This window comes from Pseudonocardia sp. D17, assembly GCF_036984265.1.
GTDB lineage: Bacteria > Actinomycetota > Actinomycetes > Mycobacteriales > Pseudonocardiaceae > Pseudonocardia > Pseudonocardia benzenivorans.
In genome coordinates, this window is record NZ_BPRG01000047.1 from 36547 (window position 1) to 49497 (window position 12951).

Consider the following 12951-nt stretch of genomic DNA (forward strand, 5'->3'; position numbering starts at 1 on the left):
GTCACGGCTGCGTCGGACTCGCCACATCCGGCGGTTGACGACTCGGGCCAGGTCAGGGAGGGTGGCACGAGATCCGACAGCCACATGCCCCGCGGCACCGGCCCACCCCGGTCGCCGCGTCCCCCGGGAGGTCGGACCGGTCGGGGGCCGGTTCGACCTCCCGCCCATCACGTGGTGAGTACGGTCCTCTCATGCCCGAGTTCCACCACATCGACGTGCTCCCGCTCGGCCCGGACGACACCGAGTACCGCCGTCTCGACCTCGAGCCCGGCACCGTCGTCGAGTCCCCCCAGCTCGGCCGGACCTTCCTGCAGGTCGACCCCGCCACGATCACCGCGCTGGTCAAGCAGGCGGTCACCGACATCCAGCACCAGCTGCGGCCCTCGCACCTGGCCCAGCTGCGCGCCATCGTCGACGACCCGGAGGCCTCGGCCAACGACCGGTTCGTCGCGACGGACCTGCTGCGCAACGCCTGCGTCTCCGCCGGCGGGGTGCTGCCGATGTGCCAGGACACCGGCACGGCGATCGTCGTCGGCAAGCGGACCGAGACCGTACTGACCGGCGGGGACGACGAACGCGCCATCTCCCGCGGCATCTACGAGGCCTACGACGAGCTCAACCTGCGCTACTCGCAGATGGCGCCGACGTCGTTCTGGGACGAGAAGAACACGGGCACCAACCTGCCCGCACAGGTCGAGCTGTACTCCGCGCCGGGCGAGCAGCCCAAGTACGAGTTCCTGGTGATGGCCAAGGGCGGCGGCTCGGCCAACAAGACCTTCCTCTACCAGGAGACCAAGGCGCTGCTGAACCCGGCGAAACTGGCGCGGTTCCTCGACGAGAAGCTCCGCTCGCTCGGCACCGCGGCCTGCCCGCCCTACCACCTCGCGATCGTCGTCGGCGGGATGTCGGCGGAGTACACGCTGAAGGTCGCGAAGCTGGCGTCCGCGCGCTACCTGGACACGCTGCCCGCCACGGGCTCCGGCGACGGCTCGGCCTACCGCGACCGCGACCTCGAGCAGCAGGTCCTCGAGCTGACCCGCAACTTCGGGATCGGCGCCCAGTTCGGCGGCAAGTACTTCTGCCACGACGTCCGGGTGATCCGGCTGCCCCGGCACGGCGCGTCGCTGCCCGTCGGCATCGCCGTCTCGTGCTCGGCCGACCGCCAGGCCAAGGCGAAGATCACCGCCGACGGCGTGTTCCTCGAGCAGCTCGAGCGCGACCCCGCCCGCTTCCTGCCCGACACCGAGAGCGAGGACCTGTCCGACGAGGTCGTGCGTATCGACCTGACCCGCCCGATGGACGAGATCCGCGCGCAGCTCTCGCAGCTGCCGGTCAAGACCCGGGTGTCGCTGACCGGCCCGCTCGTCGTCGCGCGCGACATCGCGCACGCCAAGATCGCCGAGCGCCTGGAGGCCGGCGAGCCGATGCCGCAGTACATGCGCGACCACCCGGTCTACTACGCCGGGCCGGCGAAGACCCCCGACGGCTACGCCTCGGGCTCGTTCGGCCCGACGACGGCCGGCCGGATGGACTCCTACGTCGCGCAGTTCCAGGCGGCGGGCGGGTCGCTCGTCATGCTGGCCAAGGGCAACCGCTCGCAGCAGGTCACCGACGCCTGCGCCGCGCACGGCGGGTTCTACCTCGGCTCGATCGGCGGCCCCGCCGCGCGGCTCGCGCAGGACTGCATCCGCAAGGTCGACGTCCTCGAGTACCCGGAGCTGGGCATGGAGGCCGTCTGGAAGATCGAGGTCGAGGACTTCCCCGCGTTCGTCGTGGTGGACGACAAGGGCAACGACTTCTTCGCCTCGACCTCGCAGCCGACCCTGCAGGTGGGTTTCCGGCGCTGACGCCCGGCACACCCGGGCGCCCCGTGTGTCACGAACGGCCCGTTCGTGCAGTCCTGTTGCACGAACGGACCGTTCGTTCCCCGCGGGGGCGGCGGGTCAGGGTGCGGCGGGTCAGGGTGCGGCGGGTCAGGGTGCGGCGGGTCAGGGTGCGGCACTGCCGGTGAGCGCCGCCGTGGCGGCGGCCGTGGCCCGCGTGACGAGGGTCCGCGCCGCCGCCGAGCCCGACGACGCCGCGTTCTTGCTGAAGATCGCGATCACGTACCGGTCGCCGGGGAGCACTCCCGTGGTGTGCAGGTAGAACTGCGTCCCGATCCACATCCAGCCCTGCTTCGCCGCGACACCCCGGGCGCGGGGCGGGGCGAGCAGGCCGAAGGCCTGGTCGAAGCCGTCGGCACCCGTGTCCTGGGCACTCGTCAGGGCGTTCATGATCATGTCGCGGCTGCTCGGGGCCATCGAGGTCAGCACGTAGTCGTAGAGGGTGACGACGTCACGCGCCGAGATCAGCGCCTCGCCCCACTGCGAGGGGTCGGTCGGTGGGGCGGAGTCGGTGAGCCCCGCCAGCGCGATCGCCTGGCTCACGGTGGCCGGACCACCGGACTTCTCCCACAGCGCGTCCATGGCCTGGTCGTCGCTGAGGCTCAGCGCCCGCTGGATGTCGGTGGCGTCGGCGGCGGAGAGCGTGACCTCGCCCGTCTCGACGCGGTGCAGGATCGCGACGACCGTGTACAGCTTCACGACCGACGCCGAGTAGAACTGCTCGCTCCCCCGCGCGCCGACGGCCTGCTGGCCGGTGTCGCGGTCGAGCACCGCGACGCCGAGGTCGCTCGGCGAGGCCGCGTCCACCGCGTCCACGGCCCGGACCGCGGCGGTCACCGCGGCCGCCGACGCCGCCGACGCCTTCTGCGTCGCGGTGTCGGGTGTCGCGTCGGCCACGGGCGTCGTCGCCGGGGTCGACGGCGGCGCTGCCGCGGGCGCGTCCGCCGTGGCGGCCGCGGCGGACGCCTGGCCCCCGCCCCAGTCCCCACCGAAGCCGACCAGTGCCAGGGCCGCCAGCGCGACCGCCGTCACGGCCGCCGAGGCCGTCAGCCTGCGCAGCGTGCGCCGTCCGTTCACACCTCGATGACGGCTCGGCGACGCAGATCGTTGCCATTGGGCAACTATCCATAGCGGACCGACAGGTTCGGGCCGGGTTCACAGCATCTGCCCAGGTCGACGATCTTGCCCAGCCGACCCGGGTGCGGTAGCGCCGGCCCGGGTGCGATGGCGTGCCGGCCCGGGGGTGGGGGCGCGCCCCCGGCCGCGCCCGTCAGCTCAGCCGGCGGGGACCTCCCCCGTCGTCGCGGGTCGGCGGCGGGCCGAGCACCATCCGCGCCCCCGTCACCACGGCCCCGTCGGGCGAGGCGACGACCGGGTCGAGGACGACCGACCGCACCTCCGGCAGCTGCTCGGCCAACGTTCCGAGGCGCAGCACCAGGTCTTCCAGTGCCCCCAGCTTCGCGGGCGGGTCCCCGCGGTACCCGGCGAGCAGCGGGGCGGCCCGCGGGGCCCGGATGAGGGCGGCGGCATCGGTCGTCGAGACCGGCAGGACCCGGAACGCGCGGTCGCCGAGGAGCTCCGTCGCGAGCCCGGAGAGCCCGAACGACAACAGGGAGCCGAACGACGGGTCGTCGACGATCTCGAGCACGCACGACATCCCGCGCGGTGCCATGACCTGCACGTACACCTCGTCCCCGCCGGTCTCGGCCGCGAGCGCCGCGTACCCGGCGGCGACGGCGTCGGCACCGGTGAGGTCGAGCCGGACACCGACGAGGTCGGAGCGGTGCCGCCAGCGCGGCGCGGTGGCCTTGAGCGCCACCGGGTACCCCAGCTCGGCCGCGGCGGCGACGGCCTCCTCGGCCGACCCGACGAGCCGGAAGGGCGCCACCTCGATGCCGTAGCAGCCGAGGACGGCCGTCGTCTGGTCGTCGTCGAGCACGAGCGTGCGCGGCGCCGGGTCGTCCGGTGCCGGCTCGGCGAACAACCGCGCGACGAGGTCACGGGCCTCGTCGGTGCGGGTGCCCTCGGGAACGATGAACTCGCCGAGCGGAGTCGCTCGCCAGCGCGCGTAGCGCACCACCCGGCTCAGCGCGGCCACCGCCCGCTCCGGGCTGGGGTAGCTGGGCACCGACCCGGGCCCGGGCCCCCGGCCGTCGGCCCGCGGCTCGGCCAGCTCGGCCGGGACGCCCTCGGCGGCAAGGAACGTCGTCACGACCGGCTTGCCGGAACCCGCGACCGCCTCGCGCAGCGCCCGCGCGTAGGGCGCGCCGTGGGTCGCGACCGGCGGGACGAACACCGCGACGAGCGCGTCGACGTCGTCGGCGGCGACGGCCTCGCGCACCGCCGCGGCGAACGTGGCCGGGCTCGCGGCCGCGCCCACGTCGACCGGGTCGCCGACCAGCTCGAGCTCCTCGTCGAGCAGGCCGTCGGCGACGAGGACCCCCAGCGCCGTCGAGTTCCCGACGACCGCGACCCGCGGGCCCGACGGCAAGGGCTGCAGGGCCAGCAGGAGCGCGGTGTCGAACAGCTGCGCGACGGTGGCGACCCGGATGACGCCGGACTGCTCGAAGAGCGCCTGGACGCTGGAGTCGTCGATCGGGACGGCTCGCGAGGACCGGGCCGGCAGCGGCACCCGGCGCCCGCTCTTGACCGCGACCACGGGCGTGGTGCGGGCCAGCCGGCGGGCGAGCCTGCCGAACTTGCGCGGGTTGCCGAAGGTCTCCAGGTAGAGCAGCACGACATCGGTGTCGGGGTCGCTCTGCCAGTACTGCAGCAGGTCGTTGCCCGAGACGTCGGCCCGGTTGCCCGCGGAGACGAACGTCGACAGGCCGAGGCCGCGCTCGGTCGCCGCCTGCAGCAGCGCGATCCCCAGCGCTCCGGACTGGGAGAAGAACCCGACCCTCCCGGCACCCGGCAGCGCGGGGGCGAGCGTCGCGTTGAGCCGCACCCCCGCTGCCGTGTTGGCCACCCCGAGCGCGTTGGGGCCCACGACCCGCATGCCGTGCGCCCGTGCCGCCTCCACCATCCGCCGCTCGGCCACGAGACCGTGCGAACCGGCGTCCGCGAAGCCCGAGCTGACGACGATCAGCGCCTTGACCCCCTTGGCCAGACAGGAGTCCATGACCTCGTCGATCCCCGCGGCGGGCACGGCGACGACGGCGAGGTCGACGTCGTCGGGGATCTCGGTGACCGAGGCGTAGGCACGCACCCCGCGGACCGACCGGGCGTCGGGGTTCACCGGGTAGACGGGGCCGGTGAAGTTGCCGCGCAACAGGTTCAGCAGGACGGCGTGCCCGATCTTCGACGGGTCGGTCGACGCGCCGATGACGGCGACCGAGCGCGGGTGCAGCAGGTTGTGCACGCTGCGCGCCTCGGCGGCCTGCTCGCGGGCGTCGCGCACCGCGAGGGAGCGCTCGGTCGGGTCGATGTCGAACTCGAGGTGCAGGACGCCGCCGTCGTAGGCGCGGCTGACCTGGTAGCCCGCGTCGCGGAAGACCCGGACCATCGCGTGGTTCTCGACCAGCACCTCCGCCTCGAAGCGGCGCAGCCCGTTCTCCCGCGCGGCGGCCGCGAGGTGCTCGAGCAGGATCGAGCCGATCCCGCGGCCCTGGTGGTCGTCACGGACGACGAACGCGACCTCCGCCGAGCCGCCGTCCTCCGGTGTGGGTCCCAGTCCCTCGTAGCGGCCGACGGCGACGATCTCGTCGCCCAGCACGCACACGAACGCGACCCGGCGCCGGTGGTCGAGGGTGGTGAACCGCTCGAGGTCGCGGTCGGGGATGCGCGGGTAGGGGCCGAAGTAGCGCAGGTAGCGGGTGCGCTCGGAGAGGCGGCCGTGGAACGCACGCAGCGCGTCGGCGTCGCTCGGGTCGATCGGGCGCAGGTGCAGGATGCCGCCGTCCGAGGCGACGACGTCGGCCTCCCACTGCCGCGGATAGCCGGGCGCGCGGGCGGCGGGGCGCGTGGCGCCGTCGGCGACCGGGCCCTCGGACGGGGGGCTGTCCGAGGCGCGAGGGCTCCCGGACGGGGTGGAGCTCTCCGACGGGGCAGGGCTCTCCGGCGCGGCAGAACTCTCCGGCGCAGCAGGGCTCTCCGGCGCAGCGGCGGGCGTGGTCGGTTCAGTCACGGGGGTCGTCCGGGTCGAGGCCGTGCAGGGGGAAGACGGCGCGGCGCACCTCGACGATCGTGGGGTCGACGGCGGCGAAGTCGCCGCCCCACGGCTCGAAGGAGGGGTCGGCGTCGTCGGACATGTGCGTCGGCAGCGGTCGGCCGGTCAGCGTCGTCGCGTGCGCGATCCACTCGGCCGGCAGCGGGCGTCGGGGGTCGACGTCGCGGTCGAGGACGGTGGCGAGCAGGTGCGTCCACGACCGGGGGACGACCCGGAACAGCGAGTACCCGCCGCCGCCGAGCACGAGCCATTTGCCGCCGGCCGTGGTCTCGGCCAGATCGCGCATCCGCCGGTAGATCGCGCGCTGCCCGTCGACGGAGAGCTCGAGGTTGGCCAGCGGGTCGTCGGAGTGGGTGTCGGCGCCGCACTCGCTGACCAGCACCTGGGGGCGGAAGTTCGCGAGCAGCGACGGCACGATCGCCTCGAACGCCCGCAACCAGCCGGCGTCGCCGGTGCCGGGGGCGAGCGGGACGTTGACCGCGTAGCCGGCCCCGTCACCGACCCCGTACTCGGTCGCCCAGCCGGTCCCCGGCCACAACGTCAGCGGATGTTGGTGCATCGAGACGGTGAGTACCCGCGGGTCGTCGTAGAACGCCGCCTGTACCCCGTCCCCGTGGTGCACGTCGACGTCGACGTAGGCGATGCGCTCGTAGCCCTGGTCGAGCAGCCAGGCGATGGCGACGGCGCAGTCGTTGTAGACGCAGAACCCGGCCGCGCGGTCGCGCATCGCGTGGTGCAGCCCGCCCGCGATGTTCACCGCACGATCGGCCCCCGCGGCGATCTGGCGGGCCGCCAGCAGCGAGCCCCCCGCGATCAGCGCGCTCGACTCGTGCATGCCGAAGAAGATCGGGTTGTCGGCGGTGCCCAGCCCGTGGCCGACGCCGAACGGCATCTCCGGCGCCGAGCGCACCGCGGTCAGGTACGACGGCGCGTGCACCCGCTCGAGCTCCTCGTCGGTCGCCGGGTCCGGCTCGAGGAGCTCGACGTCGTCGAGGACGCCGAGGCCGCGGGCCAGCCGCATCGTGAGGTCGAGCCGCACCGGGTTGAGCGGATGGTCGTCGGAGAGCTGGTAGTCGAGGAACCCCGGGGTCCAGACGACGGCGGTACTGGCGCTCATGGGACCCGACCGTAAGGCAGGTGCCGTGCCTCGGCTCGCTCCGAGCGCCGGACGGCGGATCGGCGACCCGGACGGACGGCGGCGCGACCCGACGCAACGGTCGGGATGGGTCGGGGCCCCTGATGACGTTGCACGGATACTATGGTCAGCGGACACGAAGGGGCCGGCCCGTGAACGAGCTGATCGACACCACCGAGATGTACCTCCGGACGATCTACGAACTCGAGGAGGAGGGCGTCGTTCCGCTGCGCGCGCGGATCGCCGAGCGCCTCGGGCAGAGCGGCCCCACCGTCAGCCAGACCGTGGCGCGCATGGAGCGCGACGGTCTGGTCGTCGTCGCGGGCGACCGCCACCTCGAGCTGACCGAGGACGGCAGGGCCCGGGCGATCGCCGTCATGCGCAAGCACCGGCTCGCCGAGCGCCTGCTCACCGACGTCATCGGTCTGGAGTGGGAGCTGGTGCACGCGGAGGCGTGCCGCTGGGAGCACGTCATGAGCGACGCGGTCGAGCGCAAGCTCGTCGCGTTGCTCGACAACCCCACGATCTCGCCCTACGGGAACCCGATCCCGGGCCTGGGCGAGCTCTCGGACCCGCCGGACCTGACCGGCCCGTCGAACGCCGCCGCGCCGCCGCCTCTCGAGGTCGGCCTGCAGCGGCTCGACGAGTTCGCCCGCCGTGGCGGCGGCAAGGTCGAGGTGCGCCGGATCGCCGAGCACGTGCAGGTCGACGCCGACCTGATGGGCGAGCTGAAGCTCTCGGGGATCGTGCCCGGCCGCGAGGTCGAGGTGCGGTCGATCTCCCGCTTCGGCGACGCGGTGCCCGTCGTGGCCGACGACGACGAGTCGGCCGTCGCACCGCTGATCGCCCACGCGGTGCTGGTCCGCGCCCGCTGAGCGACAGCTCCACGCGGGCCGGCTCCTCGCGGGCCGGCGGGTCCGGACCGGACCCACGGCCTGTTCCGCGCGGCGCGCGAACCCTCCGGGTCCCCCGCGGGGAAGGCGCGCGGCGGGCGTGAGAACGTCTGGGCGCGCCGTCGCGGGCCGCCCGGCACGGACGGCGGCGCACTGGTGTCGCCGTTCGAGGAGGATCGCGTGAAGCTGCTCGTCACGGGTGGAGCCGGCTACGTGGGCAGCGTCTGCGCCGCCCATCTGCTGGAGGCCGGCAACCAGGTCGTGGTGCTCGACGACCTGTCGACCGGCCACCGTGACGCGGTGCCCGACGGCGCCCGGTTCGTCGAGGGCGACCTCGCCGAGGCCGCGGGCGACGTGCTGGCCGAGGGCTTCGACGGGGTCGTGCACTTCGCCGCCCGGTCGCTGGTCGGTGAGTCGGTGCAGCGCCCGGAGATCTACTGGGACGGCAACGTCGTGAAGTCGTTGCGGCTGCTCGAGGCGATCCGTACGCACGGCACGCCCCGGCTCGTGTTCTCCTCCACCGCCGCCACCTACGGCGAGCCGGAACAGGTGCCGATCCGCGAGGACTCCCCCACCCGCCCGACCAACCCCTACGGCGCCAGCAAGCTCGCCATCGACCACATGATCAGCTCCTACGCGGCGGCGCACGGGCTGGCGGCGACGAGCCTGCGGTACTTCAACGTCGCGGGGGCCCACGGCCGTTACGGCGAGCGGCACACCGTCGAGACCCACCTGATCCCGATCGTCCTGCAGGTCGCGGCGGGGGCCCGGGAGTCGGTGCAGATGTTCGGCGACGACTGGGACACCCCCGACGGCACCTGCGTGCGCGACTACATCCATGTCGACGACCTCGCCGACGCCCACCTGCGTGCGCTCGACCGCGCGGAGCCGGGCCGGCACGCGATCTACAACCTCGGTGTGGGCGAGGGCTTCTCGGTCCGCGAGGTCGTGGAGGCGTGCCGCACCGTGACGGGCCATCCGATCCCCGCGGTGGTGGCGCCGCGGCGCGCGGGCGACCCCGCCGTGCTCGTCGCGTCGAGCGAGCGGGCCCGCGCGGAGCTGGGCTGGTCGCCGAGCCGGACGCTGCAGGACATGGTGGCCGACGCCTGGCGCTTCGCCCAGGGGCGCCTGCCCGCCTGAGGACCCGGCGACCCACCGGGGCCGCGTCACCACGGTGCGTCGGCCAGCCAGGCACGCACCTGGTCGGGGCCGAAGCCGTCGGCGAGCGCGGCGTCGAGCGCTGCGCCGAGGTGATGGCCCGGCCACGCGTCCTGCGCCCGTTCGAGCGCGATCCGGGCCAGTGCGCCGTCGCCGCGGCCGAGCGCGGCGACCGCGAGCAGCGCCGCGGGCTCGGCCGCTTCCGGCCCCGGCGTCTCGCGGGCCAGCGCCGCCCACAGCTGCTCGGCCGCCGCGGCCCGCTCGCCCACGCACTCACGCAGCGCCCGGTCGCGTACCGCCGGGACCTGGAGCGCGACGGCCATGTCCAGCACCAGCTCGTCGTCGACCTGGAGCCGGCCGTCGGCCGCCGCGACGAGTGCCGAGTCGAGCGTGCGCAGGCAGGCGGCGAGATCGCGGGCGCGGGCGCGTTCGTCGAGCTCACTGTCGAGCAGCAGCCCGCGCCGCCGCAGCCGGTCGACGTCGGCGGGGCCGACCGAGCGGCGCAGCTCCTCGCGCGAGGACCGGACGACGGTGCCCGCGGCCACCGCGCGGGCCGCGAGCGGCGTCGACGACGGGTCGGGCACGGTCCCGGCGCACCCGCACGGCGGGAAGCATCCCCACCGCGCGCCGGCCGCCGTCGACTCCGCCCACACGCACGTGCCGGCCTCGACACCGGCCGCCGCCAGCGCGGCCAGCACCGCGTCGACGACATCGGCTCGGGCCGGACCACCCGGGTCGACGACCACGACAGCGGCACCGAGGGGCCCGGGCGGCGCGGCCTCCACCAGGTGCCCCGCGGCCACCGCGGCCACGTCGGAGACGGCGGTGGGGTCCACACCGGGCGGCGGCAGGTCGGCGCGCAGGGTGAGCCCGACCGAACGCAGCCGTGGGCCGTGCACGGCGATCAGCACCAGCGACCGCTCCGGGGGGAACCCGAGCAGCACCGGGACCGCGGCGACGAGCTCACCCGGCCCCTGCAGGGACGTGACGGTGTCGTCGAGGGAGCGCGGGCGGGACGAGCCTGGCGAGGTCATGGCGCCATCGTGCGGGCGACCGCCGACGTGCGCGCCCGCTCGGCAGGACGCCTGTGGACATCCTGCCGCCGCGGGCCGCTGCGAACGCGAATGTGGACAACCCGCGGATGCCGCGCGCGCGGTGCCGAATTCTGTCGGGGTCGCGTGCACTCGCCCGAGTGGTTGCGACGCGCCGCCCCCGCCGGGGTCGACCGGCTCCGTGCCGTCGCAGCCGACCGGCAGGGCCGGAGGCGTCGCGACGAGCGCCGGAACGGCCCGCAGGTAGTAGGCGCGCCAGGTTCGGCAGGCGTGGGAGGCGACAGCTCAGGCGGTGGTCGACGAGCCGACCGGCAGGGCCCGGCACACGAGCCGCAACGGAACACCACCGCCGACACCCGGTCGACCGGGCAGCCGCCGTCGGCACCCGGCGGACAGGGTCGCGTCCACCCCGGCCGAGCGGCCGCGACGCGCCGACGCCACCCGGATGACCGGCCCTCGGGCTGTCACCGCTGACCGACAGGCGCGCGGCACACCCTCCGCCGATCGTCCGGCCGAACGCCGTCGACGCCCGGACAGATCAGGGTCGCGGGCCACGTCGGACCCGGGTCGACCGCGCCGCGGCGCGGCGCCGGTACGACGGTCCACGAAACCACGGTCCACGAAACCACGGCCCACGAAACCACGGCCCACGAAACCACGGCCCACGAAACCACGGCCCGTCGTCACGACCACGTCGATCGCGAGACGGGGCCGGGGTCCGGGATCAGGTGTAGCGGAAGCCGTGCGAGTCGAGCCAGGGCTTCGGGTTGATCTTCTGCCCACCGGGCGTGACGACCTCGATGTGCAGGTGCGGACCGGTCGACTGACCCCGGTTGCCCACCTCGGCGATCTGCTGACCTGCGCTGACGTGCTGGCCGACCGACACGAGCGAGCGGTTGATGTGGCCGTAGACCGTGATCGTGCCGTCGTCGTGGCGCACCCGGACCCACAGCCCGAACCCGCTGGCCGGACCGGAGCTGATGACGACCCCGTCGAGGGGCACCCGGATCGGGGTGCCGATCGGCGCGGCGATGTCGAGACCGGCGTGCATCGCGCCGCCGCGGGCACCGAACCCGGAGCTGACCCGGCCGGTGACGATCTGCACCGCCCGCGTGGCCTCCGCCGCCTTCGCGGCGGCCTCGGCCTGTGCCGCCGCCGCGGCCCGCTGCGCCTGCTCCTGGGCCTGCTGAACGGCGCGCTGCTGGGCCTGCTGGGCGGCGTCGAGCTGCTGCTGGGTCGTCGCGACGAGGTCCGCACCGCGCGCGGCGACGAGCTGCAGCACGTCGGCCGTCGGCGCCGGGGCGGCGGGATCGGCGAGGGCGGCGACGTCGGCGCCGGTGACGGGGGCACCCGCGACGCCGCCGGCGGCCGCGGGGGCGGTGGGCGCCGCGTCGGACGACATCATCGCCGTGAGGCCGGGGACGTCGAGAGCGCCGACGTGGACGGCCTGGGCCGTCGCGGCGACTGCGCCACCGGCGACGACGACCGCGACGATGCGCGTGACGGGGGTACCGGGCAGGGAGGTGGCGCGATGGGCACCGCCGGTTCCCGTGCCCGCCGCGAGGGCGGGCAACGGGAACCCGTGGTGCGCGCGACGGCCACTGGGGGAGCGATGCCGTGACACGACGTTCCTTCCGGATCCGGCGCGGCCGGACGTCCCGTGGGGGCGGGTGGATCGATCGGGGACTCGATCCGTGTCCGTTCCGTGACCGCGCCGTTATGCGATCCGAGGGAGACGCTAGCCCCGCCGAACCCGACGAGTTGCCGATCCGGGACGTTGCTGAGACAACTGGATCGAGTGACGCGGTGAGCGGCTTACACGGTGTGTCGTCGCGACACGCCGTGCGGCCTCACCCGCCGTTCGCCGCTCCCGGCGCACCGCCGCGGCGAATCACACCCACGCAGCGTGACGAGTCACCGACCCTCGGCGACCGCGCCGCGGCGGTGGTCACACCGCTCGACCGGTCGTCGGACGAGGACCGGTCAGGGCGCTGACCTGCGACTGATCAGGAACGAGCGCGGCGCGGCCCGTCAAGTCGCCGATGGCGGAGTCGCCGACAGCGGAGTCGCCGACAGCGGAGTCGCCGACAGCGGAGCCGCCGACAGCGGGTGTCCCAGCTCCGCCCGCCGCGCCCGGTACCGCTCGACGGCGGCGAGCTTCACGTCCTCGTAGCCGCGGACCAGGTCGGCCGACCGTGCCACCTCGACGGCCGTGGGGAGCGAGTCCGCGGTGAGGTCGCGGGCCAGGCCGCGCACGGTCGCCCGGTACTCGTCGCGCAGCGCCCGCTCGATGCGGCGCACAGCGGTCCGGCCGAAGGGATCGAGCGGCGTCGAGCGCAGCACCTTCCCGTGGGCGAGCGTCCGCAGCACCGGCCGCATCCACGGTCCGAACGCGATCTTCTTCGAGCGGCCCGCCGCCCGCAGGAGGGGCGGGTGCAGCCGGTAGCGCAACCCGGTGCCACCGGGGACCTCGGCGGCGAGCGCGGCCTCGAAGGCCGGGTCGGTGAGCAGCCGGGCGACCTCGTACTCGTCCTTGTAGGCGGTCAGCTTGTAGAGGCCGCGCGCGACGGCCTCGGCGAACTCGCCCGCTCCCCCGGCGGCACGTTCGGCGTCCCAGGCCTCGCGCACGACGGCTGCGTAGTCGCGGGCCGTGCGCTCGGAC

General features: G+C 74.7%; 9 protein-coding genes. 3 read left to right on the top strand and 6 right to left on the bottom strand.

The features are described 5' to 3' along the window. Window positions 1–191 precede the first annotated feature (191 nt). Complete coding sequence (locus PSD17_RS09525; protein ID WP_013676061.1) at window positions 192–1847, top strand: fumarate hydratase; 1656 nt, start codon at window positions 192–194, stop codon at window positions 1845–1847. Window positions 1848–1988: 141 nt separating this feature from the next. Here PSD17_RS09525 and PSD17_RS09530 read toward each other — a convergent pair whose 3' ends face one another. The 3 genes from PSD17_RS09530 to PSD17_RS09540 form a co-directional block, all read right to left on the bottom strand. Further along, window positions 1989–2960 (bottom strand): serine hydrolase, encoded by a 972-nt coding sequence (locus tag PSD17_RS09530; RefSeq protein WP_339122407.1) that lies wholly within the window; start codon window positions 2958–2960, stop codon window positions 1989–1991. A 193-nt stretch (window positions 2961–3153) separates the two neighbouring features. Beyond that, window positions 3154–6009, bottom strand: coding sequence for a bifunctional acetate--CoA ligase family protein/GNAT family N-acetyltransferase (locus tag PSD17_RS09535; RefSeq protein WP_339122408.1), 2856 nt, complete (start codon window positions 6007–6009; stop codon window positions 3154–3156). Continuing rightward, window positions 6002–7168: an acetoin utilization protein AcuC gene (locus PSD17_RS09540; protein ID WP_013676064.1), complete on the bottom strand. Its 1167-nt coding sequence runs from the start codon at window positions 7166–7168 to the stop codon at window positions 6002–6004. The genes PSD17_RS09535 and PSD17_RS09540 overlap by 8 nt, the downstream gene beginning before the upstream one ends. A 170-nt stretch (window positions 7169–7338) precedes the next feature. On the opposite strand from PSD17_RS09540, the gene PSD17_RS09545 reads away from it, so the two are divergent. Then, window positions 7339–8061 (top strand): metal-dependent transcriptional regulator, encoded by a 723-nt coding sequence (locus PSD17_RS09545; protein WP_013676065.1) that lies wholly within the window; start codon window positions 7339–7341, stop codon window positions 8059–8061. Window positions 8062–8259: 198 nt separating this feature from the next. Beyond that, window positions 8260–9219 (top strand): UDP-glucose 4-epimerase GalE, encoded by a 960-nt coding sequence (galE, locus tag PSD17_RS09550; protein WP_339122409.1) that lies wholly within the window; start codon window positions 8260–8262, stop codon window positions 9217–9219. 26 nt (window positions 9220–9245) lie between these two features. Here the strand turns inward: galE and PSD17_RS09555 are convergent, their stop codons facing one another. The 3 genes from PSD17_RS09555 to PSD17_RS09565 form a co-directional block, all read right to left on the bottom strand. Next, complete coding sequence (locus PSD17_RS09555) at window positions 9246–10271, bottom strand: DUF4192 domain-containing protein (RefSeq protein ID WP_339122410.1); 1026 nt, start codon at window positions 10269–10271, stop codon at window positions 9246–9248. A gap of 742 nt (window positions 10272–11013) precedes the next feature. Beyond that, window positions 11014–11913 (bottom strand): M23 family metallopeptidase, encoded by a 900-nt coding sequence (locus tag PSD17_RS09560; RefSeq protein WP_234027926.1) that lies wholly within the window; start codon window positions 11911–11913, stop codon window positions 11014–11016. A gap of 407 nt (window positions 11914–12320) precedes the next feature. Beyond that, window positions 12321–12951: DUF6537 domain-containing protein (locus PSD17_RS09565; RefSeq protein ID WP_339122411.1), on the bottom strand; the 631-nt coding region annotated here is incomplete at its 5' end.